Source organism: Clostridia bacterium (assembly GCA_036654455.1).
Classification (GTDB): Bacteria; Bacillota; Clostridia; order Christensenellales; family CAG-314; genus JAVVRZ01.
In genome coordinates this window covers 219,593-236,852 of the sequence record JAVVRZ010000002.1, presented here as the reverse complement: position 1 = coordinate 236,852, position 17,260 = coordinate 219,593, and the positions used below count along the sequence as shown (strand labels likewise).

Annotated in this window: 16 protein-coding genes; 9 read left to right on the top strand and 7 right to left on the bottom strand. The window is 38.5% G+C overall.

The genetic code is table 11. The annotated features are described in order from the left end of the window. Nucleotides 1-95 precede the first annotated feature (95 nt). The 6 genes from prmC (at nt 96) to RR062_03165 (ending at nt 6,315) form a co-directional block, all read left to right on the top strand. Nucleotides 96-1,859: a peptide chain release factor N(5)-glutamine methyltransferase gene (prmC, locus tag RR062_03190; protein ID MEG2026715.1), complete on the top strand. Its 1,764-nt coding sequence runs from the start codon at nt 96-98 to the stop codon at nt 1,857-1,859. Nucleotides 1,860-1,936: 77 nt separating this feature from the next. Further along, nucleotides 1,937-3,004 carry a peptide chain release factor 1 gene (gene prfA / locus RR062_03185; GenBank protein MEG2026714.1) on the top strand — a complete coding sequence of 356 codons (1,068 nt, stop codon included), beginning with the start codon at nt 1,937-1,939 and terminating at the stop codon, nt 3,002-3,004. A 267-nt stretch (nt 3,005-3,271) separates the two neighbouring features. Further along, complete coding sequence (locus tag RR062_03180) at nt 3,272-3,679, top strand: hypothetical protein (protein MEG2026713.1); 408 nt, start codon at nt 3,272-3,274, stop codon at nt 3,677-3,679. Between the two features lie 126 nt (nt 3,680-3,805). Next, nucleotides 3,806-4,801, top strand: a complete 996-nt coding sequence (gene trpS, locus RR062_03175) for a tryptophan--tRNA ligase (GenBank protein MEG2026712.1) — start codon at nt 3,806-3,808, stop codon at nt 4,799-4,801. A gap of 2 nt (nt 4,802-4,803) precedes the next feature. Beyond that, nucleotides 4,804-5,712, top strand: a complete 909-nt coding sequence (locus tag RR062_03170) for a DUF5685 family protein (GenBank protein MEG2026711.1) — start codon at nt 4,804-4,806, stop codon at nt 5,710-5,712. Continuing rightward, nucleotides 5,713-6,315, top strand: a complete 603-nt coding sequence (locus RR062_03165) for a hypothetical protein (protein MEG2026710.1) — start codon at nt 5,713-5,715, stop codon at nt 6,313-6,315. It begins immediately after the preceding gene. Between the two features lie 208 nt (nt 6,316-6,523). On the opposite strand, the gene RR062_03160 is transcribed toward RR062_03165, so the two are convergent. From RR062_03160 to RR062_03150, 3 genes are all read right to left on the bottom strand, one after another. After that, nucleotides 6,524-7,024: a hypothetical protein gene (locus tag RR062_03160; GenBank protein ID MEG2026709.1), complete on the bottom strand. Its 501-nt coding sequence runs from the start codon at nt 7,022-7,024 to the stop codon at nt 6,524-6,526. A 76-nt stretch (nt 7,025-7,100) separates the two neighbouring features. Next, nucleotides 7,101-10,004 (bottom strand): EAL domain-containing protein, encoded by a 2,904-nt coding sequence (locus tag RR062_03155; protein ID MEG2026708.1) that lies wholly within the window; start codon nt 10,002-10,004, stop codon nt 7,101-7,103. A gap of 132 nt (nt 10,005-10,136) precedes the next feature. Beyond that, nucleotides 10,137-10,460, bottom strand: coding sequence for a metalloregulator ArsR/SmtB family transcription factor (locus RR062_03150; protein MEG2026707.1), 324 nt, complete (start codon nt 10,458-10,460; stop codon nt 10,137-10,139). Nucleotides 10,461-10,567: 107 nt separating this feature from the next. Here RR062_03150 and RR062_03145 point away from each other — a divergent pair, with 107 nt between their 5' ends. The 3 genes from RR062_03145 to RR062_03135 all read left to right on the top strand — a co-directional run bounded on the left by RR062_03145 (nt 10,568) and on the right by RR062_03135 (nt 13,670). Further along, the gene (locus RR062_03145) at nt 10,568-10,768 is read left to right on the top strand and encodes a hypothetical protein (protein ID MEG2026706.1); all 201 of its coding nucleotides are present in this window, start codon (nt 10,568-10,570) and stop codon (nt 10,766-10,768) included. A gap of 108 nt (nt 10,769-10,876) precedes the next feature. Then, on the top strand, nt 10,877-11,143 hold the full coding sequence (locus RR062_03140) for a zinc-ribbon domain containing protein (GenBank protein ID MEG2026705.1): 267 nt from the start codon (nt 10,877-10,879) through the stop codon (nt 11,141-11,143). Nucleotides 11,144-11,615: 472 nt separating this feature from the next. Continuing rightward, nucleotides 11,616-13,670 carry an FAD-dependent oxidoreductase gene (locus RR062_03135; protein ID MEG2026704.1) on the top strand — a complete coding sequence of 685 codons (2,055 nt, stop codon included), beginning with the start codon at nt 11,616-11,618 and terminating at the stop codon, nt 13,668-13,670. Nucleotides 13,671-13,951: 281 nt separating this feature from the next. On the opposite strand, the gene RR062_03130 is transcribed toward RR062_03135, so the two are convergent. The 4 genes from RR062_03130 to RR062_03115 form a co-directional block, all read right to left on the bottom strand. Next, the gene (locus RR062_03130) at nt 13,952-14,776 is read right to left on the bottom strand and encodes a metal ABC transporter permease (protein MEG2026703.1); all 825 of its coding nucleotides are present in this window, start codon (nt 14,774-14,776) and stop codon (nt 13,952-13,954) included. Then, complete coding sequence (locus RR062_03125; protein MEG2026702.1) at nt 14,769-15,608, bottom strand: ABC transporter ATP-binding protein; 840 nt, start codon at nt 15,606-15,608, stop codon at nt 14,769-14,771. The genes RR062_03130 and RR062_03125 overlap by 8 nt, the downstream gene beginning before the upstream one ends. Beyond that, on the bottom strand, nt 15,605-16,441 hold the full coding sequence (locus tag RR062_03120; protein ID MEG2026701.1) for a zinc ABC transporter substrate-binding protein: 837 nt from the start codon (nt 16,439-16,441) through the stop codon (nt 15,605-15,607). Before RR062_03120 ends, RR062_03125 begins: the two co-directional genes overlap by 4 nt. A gap of 154 nt (nt 16,442-16,595) precedes the next feature. Further along, entirely contained in the window at nt 16,596-17,249 is a 654-nt protein-coding gene (locus RR062_03115) for a TrkA family potassium uptake protein (protein MEG2026700.1), read from the bottom strand. Between the last annotated feature and the right edge of the window lie 11 nt (nt 17,250-17,260).

The following is a 17,260-nucleotide window of genomic DNA, read 5'->3' as shown; positions in this document are numbered from 1 at the left end:
TATTTATAAATAAACAAAAACTTTGACTATTTTATTGCTTTGAGCGACAAAAATAGTGTATAATTATTAAAAGAATTAAAAAGAAGGGGAAAATTTTGGGAAAAAATGATAAAGTCCAAATCGCAGGTCAAGCCGTAATCGAAGGCGTAATGATGCGTGGTAAGACAGCTATGGCGGTTGCGGTAAGGGACGAGTTTGGCAATATTCGTATCGACAGTTCTAGAACAAAACCTAAGGGAAAAATAAGTAAAATTCCAATTATTAGAGGCGTCGTCAACTTAGTTACTTCGCTTGTTATGGGTACGAAAATTTTACTTAAATCTGCCGAAGTAGCAGTCGAAGACTTAGATACTTCTAACAGCGGAACAATGGGCATATTGTCTTTGCTATCAACTCTACTTGGCATAGTTTTAGCTTTGGGATTATTTGTATTTTTGCCAACAGGTATTGTTCAATGGTTTAATATTTCTAACGGGTTTATCAAATTGCTAGTCGAAGGAATTTTAAAGACAATTATTATGATTGGTTATTTCTTTGCAGTTTCTTGTATAGGCGACGTTAAGAAAGTATTTATGTATCACGGCGCAGAACACAAGACAATAGCTTGCTACGAAGCAAACCTCGAACTAACGCCCGAGAACGCTATGAAATGTAGCAAACATCACGATAGATGCGGTACAAGCTTTGTCGTATTTGTAATTATAATAAGCATTATTGTGTCAATGTTATTTGGAATGTTTGCTCAGCTTGTTGGGTTTAAAGCATTTTTTGACTATGGTTGGGTAAGAGCTTTGGTAAAAATAGGGCTTCTTCCTTTTGTTGCAGGCATTTGTTTTGAACTTTTAATGGTATTTGCAAGAAGTAACTTTATTTTGTTTCGTCCGTTTAAATGGTTAGGCAAACAGATGCAGAAGATTACCACCAAAGAACCTACGCTAGAAATGCTCGAAGTTGCGATTGCCGCCCATAAGGAGGTTGAGGCTATGGATAACGACTTGTCAAGAGAAGAACAACATTTTCCTTTGCCGATTACGCTTGCCGAGTTTAAAGAAGAAGTTAAGCCTTTGTTAGAATATAAGACGATTGAAAGTGACACGCTAGATTGGATACTTTGTTCTATCTTAAAGGTCAAGCGAGATAAATTGAAGGACGAGCTAAAAATTCCCGTTGGATTTAGCATAAAGGCTAAAAAAATGCTTGAAGAATGCGCTTCGGGCAAACCTTTACAATATGTTCTTGGCAACACCGAATTTTATGGCTATGTTTTTGCCGTAAATAAGGACTGCTTAATTCCACGTATGGAAACCGAGCTTGTTTGCGAGCAGGCGCTCAAACTGCTTGAAGGCAAACGCAAGAAAGTTCTAGATTTGTGTTGCGGTAGCGGTTGTATCGGGCTTACCATAGCGTTAAAGACTAAAAATTATGTGACTTGTAGCGATATAAGCAAGAAGGCGCTTGTAGTAGCTAGTAAGAACGCTAAGACCTATCAAGCAAATGTAAATATTGTTTGCGGAGATATGTTTAAACCTTTTACGGCTAGATTTGACTTAATCGTTTGCAATCCTCCGTATATTGCAACTGCGGTTATACCCACGCTTGAAACTACGGTTAAAGACTACGAGCCTACGCTAGCCCTAGACGGCGGGGCAGACGGACTTGACTATTATCGTACGCTTGCCGTAGAGTCGCCCTACTACCTATATAAAGACGGCAAACTGGTGTTAGAGATAGGTTACGACCAAGCCGAACAAGTAGTCGAGTTACTTAAAGAGAACTTTACAATCGACCAAGTCAAGAAAGATTACGGCGGACAAGACCGCATAATAGTAGCCACGGTTAAGACTATCAAATATAAGTAGCTAGACTTTTGCTTTGTAACAAATAGAGCAATTCGGTAAATTAAATAGCTATTAACTAAATTAATAAAGGGAAACTTATGTTTGAAAAATTAAAATCAATTAAACAAAAATATGATACGCTTACCACAAAATTAGCTGACCCAAATATAATTTCTAACGTTAGCGAATGGACAAAACTTGTAAAAGAGCATAGTTCGATAGAAGAAATTGTTCAAGAATATAACGAGTGGGTAAACATTTCTAATCAGTTAGTAAGTTCGGAAGAACTTGCCAAAGAAGAAAACGACCAAGATATGCGTGAGCTTCTCTATCAAGAGATAGGCGAGCTTATGGAAAAAAAGGATAAACAAGAACAGAGGCTTAAAGTTTTGCTTTTACCAACCGACCCTAACGACAGCAAAAACGTTATTATTGAGATTCGTTGCGGAGCAGGCGGAGAAGAATCGGCGTTATTTGCCGAAGAAGTTCGCCGAATGTACTATATGTACGCCGAAAACAACAAATTAAAGATTGAGGAACTTGATATCAACCAAACCGAGTTAGGCGGTCTTAAAGAAGCAAGTTTTATTGTTAAAGGGCATAACGCTTATGCTAAATTTAAATATGAGAGCGGAGTTCACCGTGTGCAAAGAGTACCCGAAACTGAGAGTCAAGGGCGAATTCATACAAGCACAATTACCGTAGCCGTGCTACCCGAAGTTAAAGACGTTCAAATTACTATCGAAGAAAAAGACCTTAAAGTCGATACTTACCGCAGTAGCGGAGCAGGCGGACAGCACGTAAACAAGACCGATTCGGCAATTCGTCTAACGCACCTACCCACTAATACCGTAGTAGCTTGTCAAAATGAGCGGTCGCAAATTCAAAATAGAGAAAAAGCTATGGAGATGTTGAAAAACAAATTGTATGACCTCTATCAAAGTCAAGCCGACGAAGAATATGCCAAACGTCGTAGAACGCAGGTCGGCACAGGCGACCGTAGCGAACGAATACGGACATATAACTATCCGCAGGGTAGGGTAACCGACCACCGCATAGGCTTTACGGTATACAACTTGACCGAATATTTAAACGGCGATATCGACAAAATGATTGAGGCGTTAACGCTGGCCGACCAAACGGCAAAGCTTGAAAGTCAAGAATAAAGGCTACAATAATAGTTATAATCAAAGGCAAACGCAAATGTATGACAATACCAGCTGTAACGGCTAATTTGTAGTTAGTCAACAACATATAAGCATCTTGGCAATATCGATATTAAAAGTAAAATAAATATGGCAGTTACCATATTTATATAAAAGAAATACAGAAGGGCAGAAGTGAAATTATCACGAAAATTATACAAAAAGCCAACATTACTATTGTATTTATACTATAAAGTGATATAATAGAATAAAAATTAGGAGAAAAAAATGATAAATATTATTTACGGCGGAGAAGGTAGCGGTAAGACGGCAAAGTTAATTAGTCTTGCAAACGAAGCTGTTGACAGCGCAAAAGGTATACTTGTCTATATAGATAAAAACAATTCAAAAATGCACGTGTTAGACCACACAATCAAATTACTTGACCTTGTCGAACTTGGAATTTGCAACGTCGAGCAGTTTATAGCCTTTATTAAGGGTATGGTTTCGGGTAATTACGATATTCAAACCGTATACGTAGATAATTTAGAGAAGATTACAGGCAAAACTGCAAACGAATTTGAAACATTATTTAATCAATTAGAAACCTTAGTCAATGTTTTGAGAGTTAATTTTGTAATAACAATAGGTTGTAACGAAACGACTTTGCCCGAATATATTAAAAAGTATATTTAGCTAGCAAACATCAACCGACAGTAAAAAGTCGGTTTTTTGTTAAAGTTTTAATAAAACTATTGTTTTTCAATAGAATAGTTCTTGTCAAAGAAGTAAATTTTGTGTTAAACTAATTGCGAGGAAAAAATGAAACAAGTAATTTTTAGCGGAATACAACCTACGGGCAAATTAACGCTTGGCAATTATCTTGGGGCGCTTAAAAATATGGCGTTGCTACAAGACGAATACGATTGCGTTTATTGCGTTGTAGATATGCACTCAATCACAGTCAAGCAAATTTCTAGCGAATTACGCAACAAGACAATGGAGCTACTTGCGCTTTATCTTGCGTGCGGACTTGACCCGACTAAGAGCGTAATTTTTGTGCAATCGCACGTTTCTGCCCACGCCGAGCTTACTTGGGTACTCAATACCTTAACATATATTGGCGAAATCAATCGTATGACGCAATTTAAGGAGAAGTCTAAGACCAACGCCGAGAATATCAACGTCGGGCTACTAGATTATCCTGTTCTTATGGCGAGCGACATTTTACTGTACAATACGGCTGTCGTTCCAATAGGGCAAGACCAAAAACAGCACTTAGAGCTTGCTCGCACGCTTGCCGAACGCTTTAACGCAAGGTATTCCCCTACTTTTACCGTTCCCGAACCCTATATAGCTAAGGTAGGCGGTAAGATTATGAGTTTGCAAGAGCCTACAAAGAAAATGAGCAAAAGCGACGCAAATGAGAATGCTAGTATATATTTAACCGATGACGCCGACACAATCACGCGAAAAATTCGTCGAGCCGTAACCGACAGTAGCGAATCAATCAAATTTTCGACGGGCAAACCCGGCATTTCTAATTTGCTTACAATTTATTCGCTGTGCAGTAATTGTTCCATAAGCGAGGCGGAGAGTCGTTTTGCGTCGTCTAGTTACGCCGAGTTTAAGCAAGAAGTAGCTAATTCAATTATATCTACCCTTGCGCCTATTCAGGCAAGACAAAAAGAATTATTAGAAGATAAGCAAGCCCTAGACGAGATACTTTCGCAGGGAGCGCAAAAGGCTCAAACGCTAGCTAACAAAATGCTTTGTAAAGTCTATCGCAAGGTCGGCTTTGTGCCACGTAAATTTTAAATATGTTTGGATATGTTAGCCTATATAAGGACAAACTTAATAAACAGCAAATTGCCTTCTATCAAACTTTTATGTGTGGGCTGTGTATGTCTACCAAGCGAATTTATGGCAATTTTATGCGAAACTTTGTAAATTACGATATCAACTTTTTAAATATTCTTTTCCACTCGGTGGTTGAAAAGTCCGTAGATATCAATATGGCAAGGTGTATTTCTAACCCGTTTGTCAAGCGTTCGATAATAGCTAACGACGAGTTGACCGATAAACTATCAACGGCAAATGTTCTATTAACTTACTACAATGTTTTAGACGACTGCATAGACGGTAAGTCAATCAAAAAGAAGATGTTGCTAAGAAGTATTCGCAAGCATTACCTTGTAGCTAAGAATATTTCTAGTAGTTTAGATAATATTATATCCACTAATTATCTCAATCTTCGCAAGCTCGAACAAGCAAATTGCGCTATTTTAGACCAAGTTTGCGACTGTTTTGCTTTGTTAAGTAGGCAAGTTGCCGACAATATTACAGGCGGTAACAACTCATATTTAAGCAATCTATGTTACAATGTGGGTAAGTGGATATATTTAATTGATGCCCTCGAAGACCTCGAAAAAGACTTCTCACGAGGCAACTACAACCCGTTAATTGCAAGTTTTGGCAAATTTACAACTCAACGGCAATTTATAGACGACAACAAAACCGACTTAAATTATATATTTTATACCACGCTTAACAAAATTGCCGAATGTTTTAATGACCTTAATCCGGCGCACTATACTTGCTTGCTCAAAGATATTCTATATTATTCTTTGCGTAATCAAACGGCAAAGTTATTAGGCGGACAAGAAACCACAGATATTTCGCTTTGCGACAATGCAGAGTGTAATTTAAGAAGCAATAAGGAGGAATAAATGTACAACCCTTTTGAGATATTAGGACTAACAAGCTCGGCTACAAGAGAAGAGGTCGACGCTTCTTACCGTTCTATAAGAGAAACCTTGCGTAACCTTCGTTTTGAAAGCGGTAGCGTAGGCGAAGAAGCCAGCGAGAAATTGCAACAGCTTGAACAAGCGTATAGCGACTGTCTAAACGAGCTTCGCAGTAACCAGAATACCACTACCGGACAAGAGCTGTACGACGACGTTAAAGACGCCATTAAGGCTAGCAATTTTGAGTTAGCCCAGCAACTTCTTGACGGTATAAATACTCGTGACGCCGAATGGCACTATATTCAATCTACAATTTTTTTCAACAAGAACTGGTTTGTCGAGGCAAAAAAGCAACTCGAATACGCCATTTCTCTTGAACCAAACAACACTAAGTATACCGAGTCGCTTGACAAGCTTACACGCTATCTTGCGTCAAATAACGTTTCACCCGACCAATTACGCACCACCGCTAAACCTGCGGGGTCAAGCGGAGCGGTAAATAACGGCACTTGCACCGGCAGTTGTTGTGGCGACGTGTGTTTAGCTAACCTTTGCACAAATTGTTTGTGTGGCGGTTGCAATTAATAATAACTATTTAATCTAAATTGTCAACCGATAAGTTGCCAGAAATTTTACAACTTATAATAGTAATAAGTGTGTAAATAGTAAGAAAAACCTAAGCAATTTATATAATAAGTAAGATATATAATTAAATAAGAAATACGCTACATTTTGTGTAGCGTATTTTTAGTTTAATGGCATATAGAAGTTTTCGCTTGCAAAAAGAGCCAATCTATTTAGTTTTAGGCGCTATTAAAGCGACAGGAGATTGCGTCTGGCAAGACTCTTTTGACTTAAATATATCCGCAATAAATATATGCGCTTTTTTGGCGCTTATTCTTCTTGCATTAAAGATAAGTAAGCCGTTACCTCCAACGTACTCAATAGTTAGCTCTAAGCACCTTGTAGCTATATATATAGCGATAAAGATTACCGAAATAACAAGAATACCGTATAAGTAATTAAGTTTAAGCAATGTTGCCAGCAATACGCTAGCAACTGCAACTATTAGAGCAATAACTATTAGGGCGGGCTTGCTTGACGTTGAGTAAGTCACAGCGTTAATTGCGTCTAGGTTGATTATATTATGAACGTGCTTCGACACCACTTTGCCTTGGCTAGACTTAACTTTTACCAAACCATCGCAATAGAATCTTTGGTCGGTAAGGGTTATTTTAGTTTGTAGCCCGGTAATAGAGCCCACGACATTTTCGCTACTTTTAACAAACGGCATACTTACCCCTCACATAATCTTATAATTAATACTAATTTATCACAAAATGTAGTAAATTGCAATAGTTTTTATAAAATTAATTGCCCTCGTCAAACTTTTCTAAAAAAGCCATAGAGGCGGAGTAGAAGGAAAATTGATTTTTACCACGTTGTTTTGCATTATACATAGCGCTGTCAGCCCTTGCGACAAGCCCCGAATAGTCAATGTTGTCGTTTCTATAAAGGGCTATGCCGATGCTACACCCTTGTTTAACTAAGCCAATTCCGGTCACGGTAAAGCGTTCGGTCAAGCTAAGGATACGTTGCGCTATTACCTTAGCGTCGGCGGTCTTACAATTTTTGGCAAATATTAAAAATTCGTCTCCGCCTAACCTAGCAATCAAGTCTTCGTCCCTTACGCTTCTTGCAAGAATATCGGCAAATTTCTTAATTATTTCGTCTGTGCGGATATGTCCGTATTTAGCGTTTGACTCACGAAGATTGTCAATATCTACCATAAAGCAAGCGTGGCTAGTTTCGCTTGTAGTTTGCGATAGCACTTGCGAAACCATACTCATCATTACATCTCGATTGTAAAACTTAGTTAACGGGTCTTTGCTAACTTGCTCGGCAAGCTCTAAGTAAGCGATTTTTTCTTTATTGATATTTTGACCTTTGCCGATAATTTCAATAACGTTACCACGTTGGTCGCAAATAGGTATGTAAGACAGTCTGCACCATCTATATTCGTTTTGAAATAGTTTAGCTAGACAGTCTATCGAACCACGCTTGCCACCGATTGTATTTATGCACTCTTTAATTACCGAGACCCATTCGTCTACGTAGTCGGGGTGAACAAAGGTATAAGTCAGTTCTCTGCTATGTAAATTTTTAATATAATTTTTAACCACGCTTACGCCTAGCGAATTATTCTCGGGGAATAACGCTATATCGTTTACGGTATCAATGCTAATAATTACGCTGTTTTCGTCGTTTGCGATTGCCCGATAACGACCTTCGGAAATTTTTAAGGCGTTATATTGAGCAACTTCGTTTGTAACGTCTTTAAGTAGAGCTAGCGTATAAGGGCGATTGTCGTTGCCCATACCAAAAGAGACAAGTTCAAATTCGACATATATTACCCTGCCGTCTTTGTGATAAAAGCGTAGGTCTTTTTTTGTTGGACCGCCGGTAATGATAAATTCGGTGTAGAATTCTTTAAGTAGGTCCTTGTCGTCGATATGCACAAGGCTAAACCAAGATTGCGATTTAAGTTCTTCTTCGTCGTACCCTAGTAGGTCTAGCGTAGCTTGATTTAAGTCAAGCAATTTATTTTGTTTAATATCCCAAATAGACAGCCCAATAGGCACAAATTTAAATACCGCTTTACTTAGTTGGTCGGAAAAGTCTACCGAATCGTGTTGAGCTAAGTCAAGTTGCGACGAGTGAGTAAGCAGTATTTCTTCAAACGTCATAGCAGGTTTCTTCTTGCCAGCTATTTTTTCTTTAAAGGTTAGTAGGTCGGCGAAATTAAGCGGTTTAGAGAAATAGTAGCCTTGTATAACGTCGCAACCGCAAGCCCTTAGAAATTCTAGCTGTTCTTTGGTTTCTACGCCCTCGGCAACGGTTTTAATGTTAAGTTTTTTAGTCATTTGAACTATGCTTTCTACTACAATTCTATCTTTTTGCCCAAGCAACATAGCGCTGAAAAATGCTTTGTCAAGTTTTACATAATCAAATGGAAAGTTTCTTATCATATTAAGCGAAGAATATCCCGAGCCAAAGTCGTCAAGTGAAACGGTAAAGCCTGCTGCGTGCAATTTATAAAGGCAATTTTCAATTTTTAGCTGTTCAAGCACAAATATTTGTTCGGTAAATTCTATGCCTATTAGACGTGGCGACACGTTGTATTTTTGAGTTAACGCAAGAATAGACTCAACAAAGTTGTTTTTGTATAAGTTAAGTTTTGAGAAATTTACCGAGATAGGCCGACTTTCTTCGGGCGATATCTTTAAGATATTTGCGCTAAGAATTTTGCAAGCTTCCTCGCACATTAAAAAGTCTAGCTGAGTAATTAGCCCAGATTTTTCAAGAGCGTTTATAAATTTTGAAGGCGGAATGATTGTGCCGTCGGGTTTTTTCCACCTAGCTAGCAATTCTACGCCGACTACTTGCTCGGTCTTAGTGTCAACTTGCGGTTGGAAATACGGAATAAATTCTTTATTAAGCAAGGCATATTCTATTTCGCTAGTAAGTTGATTTTCTTCTAATTGATTTTTGTGATATTCGGGATTATACACGCCGTACAAGGTGTCACGCTTGCCCTTAACTGTCTTTTTGGCAATTAACGCCCTATCTCTTATTACAGATGGCGGTAAAGTCTTGTCGTCAACCTTATATATGCCAAAAGAAGGCACGATTGAATAGTCGATAGAGAATAATTTAAGTTGTTCGTTTGCCGATTTAAGACCGGTGTAAAGGTTGCGAGTATCGTTGTCTTTGCGGATAAAGCACATAACAAAGTGGTCACCGCTTATTCTTGTGGCAAATTCGCAATCGGTTAGATAATCTCTAATTAAGTTAGCCAGTCTTATAATAAGACGGTTGCCTACTTCGTAACCAAAAGCGTAGTTAAAGTGTTCGAAATTGTTTATGTCAAAGTCGACGACGTAGAAGTCGTTATTAGAGTATTGCTTAAATCTTTTTTTAAGTAGTTGGTCAAACCCCGCTTCGCTATACAGCCCTGTTAGTTGGTCGAAGTAGTAAGACCTACGCATAATTCTATTGTTTATAAAAGATATAGCTATAAATACAATTAAAAGAGCCGACACCACGCTAATAGCGATTAAAACGCTACTTAAAACTTTTTCAGCGTCGGGCGCAGTCATTCCAAAAAGAAAATTAAGGCGAAAATCAAAGTGAACAAAATCTATTGTATGAGAGATAGTCTCGTGCAAAAATAAATTAAGCGTATTAAGGGTAGTTTGAAAGTAATGTAACATAATTACTTATATTATACCAAACTTGTTTGGTCTATGCAATAGGCAAAACAGCATTAATTACAAAATATTCGCTTATTTATTTAAATTTTAAGGTAATTTTAGTGCAAAAGAGAAAATTTTAATATAAAATCATTAATATCCCAGATATTCTACGCCAAATAGCAATACTTCATTTATCTTTGTGTTTGACAAAGAATAAAATATAGTTTTACCTTGTCTATCGCTACGCACAATTTGCATTTGTTTTAACAGTTTAAGTTGGTGCGAAACTGTGGTTTGATTCATACCCAGCATTTGAGAAATGTCGTTTACGCACATATTGCATAGCGCAAGTAGCGATATAAGGCGTAGTCTACTGCTGTCGGCAAATAGCGAGAAGAAGGTTGCAAGTTTGCTTGTTGCGTTGACGTCGGGCAAATAATAGGCTATATCCTTGCGGTCTTTTTCAGTAATCATAATATTCTCCTTATAATTAATAATATTATTATAGGACAAGCACATTCTTTGTGTTCGGCGCATATTGTATAAAAAAAGAAATTATTGTTATAAATGAGGAGAACCCGATGAATATTTCACAAGAACTGCTGTATCTTCTGTTACTCTACGCCGTGCTTGCCGACGGAAAATTAAATGTAACAACGGCATTACTTATCGCCTTTGGCATAATTTTGCTTGCGCCGTGTCTACAACAGCTGTGTTGTCGAGGTAACGATACAAGGAGTTGTCCGGGTAGCGCAAATTTTGCAAGCCTAAACAATATATAAATTGCGAAACCACGCAAAAACATTTGACAATAATGTTGACTTAATCTATAATGCTATTAGGTGTATATATAGTATATGCCAAGTTTAAATAAAGAGGTTTAGGAACTAATGTACAAGGACAAGAAATTAACCTGCAAAGACTGCGGAAGTGAATTTACATTTACTGCTTCAGAACAAGAATTTTATGCAGAGAAGGGATTTGAGAACGAACCACAAAGATGTAAAGTTTGCCGTGACAAGAAGAAGTCAGAACGCAGACAGACCAGAAAGATGTTTACAGCAACCTGCGCTAACTGCGGTAAAGAGTGCCAAGTGCCCTTCGAACCCAGAGAAGACAGACCAGTATATTGTAGCGAATGTTTTTCAAAGAAATAGACCCTAGTAGGTTTATTTAACAAGGCACGCCGATTAGATTTAATTTAGTCGGCGTGTTTTTTGTTTAGCAAGGGTTATTTTTATAGTCAAGCTAATAGTTCTATAAACGTTAAATTAAAGAAAAGTTTTTCTCAATAATTATTAATTAAATATATTTTTTCTAAGTCAAGGTTTAATTTTAATAAGCATTAACTTATATAATCAATGCAAATTGAGCTAGATTTATTGCGTCCTTTTGTTTTATCGCAAAGTGTTTTTTTGCTAAGGTTTGCTAGGTAGCTAGCTGAAAACCCTAGTTGAAGGTTGGTTAATTGATAGTTAAAGCGTTGTTGTGTGAAAGTTTAGTGTATTTTTGCGTTCGAGTTAAAATAGTAATTGACACCAGTTTAGCTTGCTGTATAATGTAAACAAGGTATATTAATTGCGATATTATTTATAATAAATTTACAATTATATACCAAAAGGAGTATGTATGAAGAAGGAGTACGAAAGTTTATTTACCCCGTGGAAGATTAAGAATGTGGAGATAAAGAACCGTATTGTTCTAACCTCAATGGGCGGAACTTCAATTTTCGGTTGGATGGAACCACATCACTTTGACAAAGAGGCGGCAAATTTTTTGCTTGAAAGGGCGAAGAATAACGTTGGATTGATTCTACCGGGTATTGCGCCTATACGAAACGTTATGGGCGGAGGTTGGTTATATAAGAGCAAAAAATCGTTTAAAAAATTAAAAGGCTTTATGGAAGAAATTCACAAGACCGGCGCAAAATTGTTTGTTCAATTAACCGCAGGCTTTGGCCGTTCTTTCGCAGTCAATCATTTAATGGAAAAAATGGTTGAGAACAAATTTTTAGGTTTTATTGCAAAACCATTGTTTAACGTAGATAGACTTACGGCAAGCGCAAGCCCAAACCCCAATCGTTGGTCAACCAAAACTCCGTCAAGAGCGCTTACAGTTGACGAAATTCAAGAAATGATTGTCGCTTTTGGCAAAACGGCAAAAATGTGCAAAGAGGCAGGCGTTGACGGCGTAGAAATTCACGCTGTTCACGAGGGCTATTTACTCGACCAATTTACTTTGAAATACACTAATCAACGTGAAGATAACTACGGCGGTAGCTTTGAGAATAGGTATCGTTTCCCGGCAGAAATTGTTAAAGAAGTTAAGAAAGTTTGCGGTCAAGACTATCCCGTTTCGCTTAGATATTCGGTTGTTTCTAAGACTAAGGGTTTTTGTCAAGGCGCTATGCCCGGCGAAGAATTTACCGAAGTAGGTCGTGATTTAACCGAGAGCGAACAAGCCGCAAAGTATCTTCAAGATGCAGGTTACGATATGCTTAACGCCGATAACGGCACTTATGATGCTTGGTACTGGTCGCATCCGCCAATGTATATGCCTCAAAACTGCAACCTAAGCGATTGCGAACATATTAAGCAATTTGTAGATATTCCCGTAGTGTGCGCAGGTAGAATGGAACCCTCGGTTGCCGCTAAGGCTATTGCCGAAGGCAAACTTGACGGTTTAGGCGTGGCTCGTCAATTCCTTGCCGACCCTGCTTGGGTTACCAAACTTATGGAAGAAAAAGAAAGCGACATTTTGCCTTGCATTTGCTGTCATAATGGTTGCTTTAATATGGCGCACTATAAAGGCGTAGCTAACGACCAAGAATTAAGCGACTCTATGCACATGGCTCGTTGCGCAATCAACCCCGAAACTATGCATACCGATAAGTACAAGATTATTCCTGCTAAAAAGGTTAAAAACATTGCGGTAATAGGCGGAGGCATAGGCGGAATGTGCGTCGCTCGTGTAGCGACACTAAGAGGTCACAAGGTTACAATTTACGAAAAGACCGATAAATTAGGCGGAGTATTCGTAGCCGCTTCTAGTTTTTCTTTTAAAGAAAAAGACAGAGCTTTACTTGACTGGTACGCAAGGGAAATGAAGCGTCTTAATATCACAATTAAATTTAATGCCGAAGTTAAAGATATCGCCACGCTAAAAGCCGACGAAGTGGTAGTTGCAACTGGCGCAAAGCCGATTAAACTAGGCGTAGCTGGCATAACTAAGACAATTCAAGCCGTTGACTATTTGTCGGGCAAAAAGCAAGTTGGCGAGAATGTAATTATTGTTGGCGGTGGACTAACCGGTTGTGAAATTGCCTATGATTTATTCTTAAAGGGCGCAAAACCTGTAATAGTTGAAATGAAGAACGACTTAATGGCAGTTGCCGGCATTTGTCTAGCTAATACTTCCTATTTAAGAGATTTCTTTAAGCTAAACAATGTTCCTGTCTATCTTGAAACAAAACTTGCCGAAGTAACCGATAAAGGCATAGTAGCTGTTGGAAAAGATGGTAGAAAGTTTAATATCGATGGCGACAATGTAATTATGTCGGTAGGCTATAAGCCTTCGCCTATTGTAGGCGACTTAGGCAAAGCCCATCTTGTTGGCGACTGTAATGCAGTTGGCAACCTAAGGACGGTTATCTGGGGCGCTTGGGACGTAGCTATGTCGCTGTAATTTCTCAATTACAATACGCCGTAATACTTTTCTATTGCAAAATAGTAATCAAACGCTAAGCCGTTAGATAAGCGTAAGTTAATTGCAGTTAAGCGTATTTTTAGCAATCTAGTATTTTTAGTTTAAAAGAGGGACGAATTTTTCGTCCCTCTTTACTATTAATATGTTTTATATATGTATTAATTTAGACTTGTTGGCGTAACAAACTATTCTTGTAGAAGGGTCTGCTTTTCTATAAGTTTTTAATTTTTCTTTATAGATTTGTCTTAACGGTTAGTTATTTAAACTTTTGATTTCTTTTTACCTTTAATCAAACTTGTTATCGCTAGCGTAACGCCATAGACTACTACCGAGAGAATTACAATTATTGCGCCTGAGGCGATATTTACAAAGTATGACACAGTAAGACCGACTAGGCAGAAACATATCCCGAGAATTGAAGCTATAAGCATACGAGAGCCTAACTTGTTGCTAAGTAGCCCTGCTGTTGCGGCAGGGGCGGTGAGTAAGGCAAGCATAAGGATAATACCTGCAACTCTAATAAGAACTACTATTGTAAGGGCAATCAATATAAGTAGAGCGTATTCCATTAAGGTAACGGGTAGCCCGTTTATCTTTGCGTATTCTTGGTCAAATAAGAATGACTTCCAGCTTTGGAAGAATATAAATACAACTATGCAAACTACAATTGTAAGCGCAAGCATAAAGTAGATGTCAAGTCTTGTTACCGTCAATATATCGCCAAATAAGTAAGAATTCATATCGGGCGGATACCCCTTCATTAGCCCGATAAAGAGTATGCCTAGCGCCATTCCAAGCGACCAAAGTAGGGCGATTACAATGTCGCTACCGCCCTTTTTATTTTTAAGTAGCCCTACGCCGACTGCGGAAATAACCGAGAATATCACTGCGCCGATTATAGGCTCAAAACCTAGTAAGTAGCCTAGACCGACTCCGCCGTAAGCCGTATGCGCAATTCCGCCACTCATCATAATTAACTTTTTTTCTATTACAAGAGCGCCTACTATTCCGCATACTATGCTAGCAAGCAGACTTGCAAATATAGCGTTTTGTAGAAATTGATATTTAAGAATAGCTTCAAACATTTGTTACCTCGCCGTTTGGTTTATCTTGATTTTGTTCGCAACTGCCGTGTTCGCAACCGCAACTGCTGTGTTGGTGACCGCAACTGCCGTGTTGATGTTCGTCAAGCACTCTATGCGGTACGCCGTGGGCAATTAAATCTACCGGGCAACCATACAATTTGTTGACTGTCGGTTGGTCAAGTTCGGGCGTTCCGTGATATACCAAAGTTTGATTTAAGCAAGCGATAGTTTTAACTTTTGAAGATATGGCTAACATATCGTGAGTGACAAGCACAATAGATATTGTCTTATTAAGGTCGGCTAGTATTTCATAAATTTTGTCGCAACTAGCCGTATCGCAACTAGCCGTAGGCTCGTCAAGCAGTAACAATTTTGGTTTGCTTACAAGCGCCCTTGCTACAAGCATTCGTTGAAATTCTCCGCCCGAAAGCTCGGTTATTTGTCGGTTTGCAAGATGCAATATGCCTAGCCGTTCTAATTGTTGGTTTGCTTCAAGTTTTTCTTGTTTTGTGTAATTGTAGAAAGGTCTAAGGCGTTTCATAAATCCAGTAAGCGCAACTTCTACTACCGAGATTGGAAAAGCTCGGTCAATAGGCGCAATTTGCGGAACATAGCCAACGCCCGAAACACCGCCTACCTTGCCAAGAATTTCTACGCTACCGCTAGTAACTTTTACAAGCCCGAGCATAGCTTTAAGTAGGGTCGACTTGCCTCCGCCATTAGGTCCCATAATGCCCAAGTAGGCTTTTTCCGGCACGGTCAAGCAGATGTTGTCAAGCGCCTTATTAGCGTTATAATATACGGTAAGATTTTTTACTTCGATTACGTTCATTTTGTTGCGTCCTCAATAGCCTCAGCCAGTTTTACCATATTTGCAAGGTAATCTTCGGCAAGGGGCGATAATTTTATAGCCCTACCGCCGATTTCGTCGGCGAAGGTTTGCGCCTGCGAACTGTCTATTTCTTCTTGATAGAATATTACTTTAATGTTTAATTTTTTTGCGTTGTCGACTTTTTGCGTCAATTTTTCTAAGGTTGCAGGTTTGCCGTCTTCTTCTAGCGCAAGCATAGTTAAGCCGTAGTCGTCAGCTAAGTAGGCAAACGCAGGGTGATAGACTATAAAAGTTTTTTCAATCAAATTGTCAAGTAGGCTATGCAAACGTTTATCAACTTCGTCTAATTTTGTCAAATATTCCTTAGCGTTTTGCTGGTAGAAGTCCGTGTTTATAGGTAGAAGCTTGCACATTTGCAGGCAAATTGTATCAACCATAACTTTTGCTCGCTTAATTGATAGCCAAATATGAGGGTCACGCTGGTCGCCCAACATTAAATCGGGATATTTTGCATCTACCGCCTCTTCTAAATGAACAATATTGTCAAGGTTAAGTCGAGGTAGAATATTTGCGACTTCGGTAGGCACGCCTATTGCGAAATAAATTAAGCTGTCTTCCGCCTTTGCAATAGTTTGAGGCTTAGGCGAATAATTTTCCGGGCTTGCGCCTGATGGAATAAGGGTAATTATTTCTACCGTGTCGCCACAAATATTTCTAACAAAGTTTGCAAGGGGCAGTATGCTAACTGCAACTACGGGTTTGTCGCTACCCACGCAAGAAGTAAGGCAAGGCAAGCAAAGTATAACGCATATAACTAACAATAATTTCTTCATATTTTTCACCTTTATAAATTGAATAATACATCTACAAATATACTTAGTCAACAAATTTAACAAATAAATACTTTTATATACTATATTTTGTTATAAATAAGAATTAGCGCATATTTCTTGCGCTAATTTAAGTAGTTTAATTATTAAGAGGCATTTAACCTAATTTGCTATCTAGTTTTAGTACGTTTTGCTGTTTGCCAAGCACGATAATATGGTCGTGAGATTTAAAAATATAAGAGGGAAGGGGCGAAGGTATGACGTTGTCGCCTTGTTTAATTGCAAGGATATTTATGCCGTAGATTTTACGAACGTCAACTATTTGTATTGTTTTTCCCACCCAAAGTTCATTAATAGGCAATTCGTAAATACTGTGGTCACCGCTTAAATGTATACAGTCGTAGATGTTGTTTGCCGAATATCTTACCGCCATACGTTCTGCGATATCTTTATCGGGAAATACTACTTCGGTTGCGCCGTTTCGTTTAAGAAATTTTTCTTGCGTGCCACGGCTTGCCTTGCTTACTACGCATTTAGCGCCCATTTCGCTGAGTAGCGAAGTAATTTCTAGCGAGGACTGGAAGTTTTCGTCAATAGCTACGAAACACACGTCAAACGAGGGTATATCAAGTGTTTCAAGCACTTCTGGCTTAGTGCAGTCGCCTATTTGCGCATTTGGAAATTTAGATGCAAGTTCCTCAATAATAAGCGGATTGTTGTCGATTACCAAGATATCATTATTAAGCTCTTGTAATTTTGTAGCTAGGTAAGTGCCAAATTTGCCCATACCAATAACCAATATAGATTTCATTTTTACTCCTT

What these genes read in the sequence shown, in the direction of transcription:
- prfA (MEG2026714.1), top strand. Translation starts at nt 1,937, where the DNA reads ATGTTTGAAAAATTAAAATCAATTAAACAAAAATATGATACGCTTACC.
- RR062_03180 (MEG2026713.1), top strand. Translation starts at nt 3,272, where the DNA reads ATGATAAATATTATTTACGGCGGAGAAGGTAGCGGTAAGACGGCAAAG.
- trpS (MEG2026712.1), top strand. Translation starts at nt 3,806, where the DNA reads ATGAAACAAGTAATTTTTAGCGGAATACAACCTACGGGCAAATTAACG.
- RR062_03170 (MEG2026711.1), top strand. Translation starts at nt 4,804, where the DNA reads ATGTTTGGATATGTTAGCCTATATAAGGACAAACTTAATAAACAGCAA.
- RR062_03165 (MEG2026710.1), top strand. Translation starts at nt 5,713, where the DNA reads ATGTACAACCCTTTTGAGATATTAGGACTAACAAGCTCGGCTACAAGA.
- RR062_03160 (MEG2026709.1), bottom strand. Translation starts at nt 7,024, where the DNA reads ATGCCGTTTGTTAAAAGTAGCGAAAATGTCGTGGGCTCTATTACCGGG.
- RR062_03155 (MEG2026708.1), bottom strand. Translation starts at nt 10,004, where the DNA reads ATGTTACATTACTTTCAAACTACCCTTAATACGCTTAATTTATTTTTG.
- RR062_03150 (MEG2026707.1), bottom strand. Translation starts at nt 10,460, where the DNA reads ATGATTACTGAAAAAGACCGCAAGGATATAGCCTATTATTTGCCCGAC.
- RR062_03145 (MEG2026706.1), top strand. Translation starts at nt 10,568, where the DNA reads ATGAATATTTCACAAGAACTGCTGTATCTTCTGTTACTCTACGCCGTG.
- RR062_03140 (MEG2026705.1), top strand. Translation starts at nt 10,877, where the DNA reads ATGTACAAGGACAAGAAATTAACCTGCAAAGACTGCGGAAGTGAATTT.
- RR062_03135 (MEG2026704.1), top strand. Translation starts at nt 11,616, where the DNA reads ATGAAGAAGGAGTACGAAAGTTTATTTACCCCGTGGAAGATTAAGAAT.
- RR062_03130 (MEG2026703.1), bottom strand. Translation starts at nt 14,776, where the DNA reads ATGTTTGAAGCTATTCTTAAATATCAATTTCTACAAAACGCTATATTT.
- RR062_03125 (MEG2026702.1), bottom strand. Translation starts at nt 15,608, where the DNA reads ATGAACGTAATCGAAGTAAAAAATCTTACCGTATATTATAACGCTAAT.
- RR062_03120 (MEG2026701.1), bottom strand. Translation starts at nt 16,441, where the DNA reads ATGAAGAAATTATTGTTAGTTATATGCGTTATACTTTGCTTGCCTTGC.
- RR062_03115 (MEG2026700.1), bottom strand. Translation starts at nt 17,249, where the DNA reads ATGAAATCTATATTGGTTATTGGTATGGGCAAATTTGGCACTTACCTA.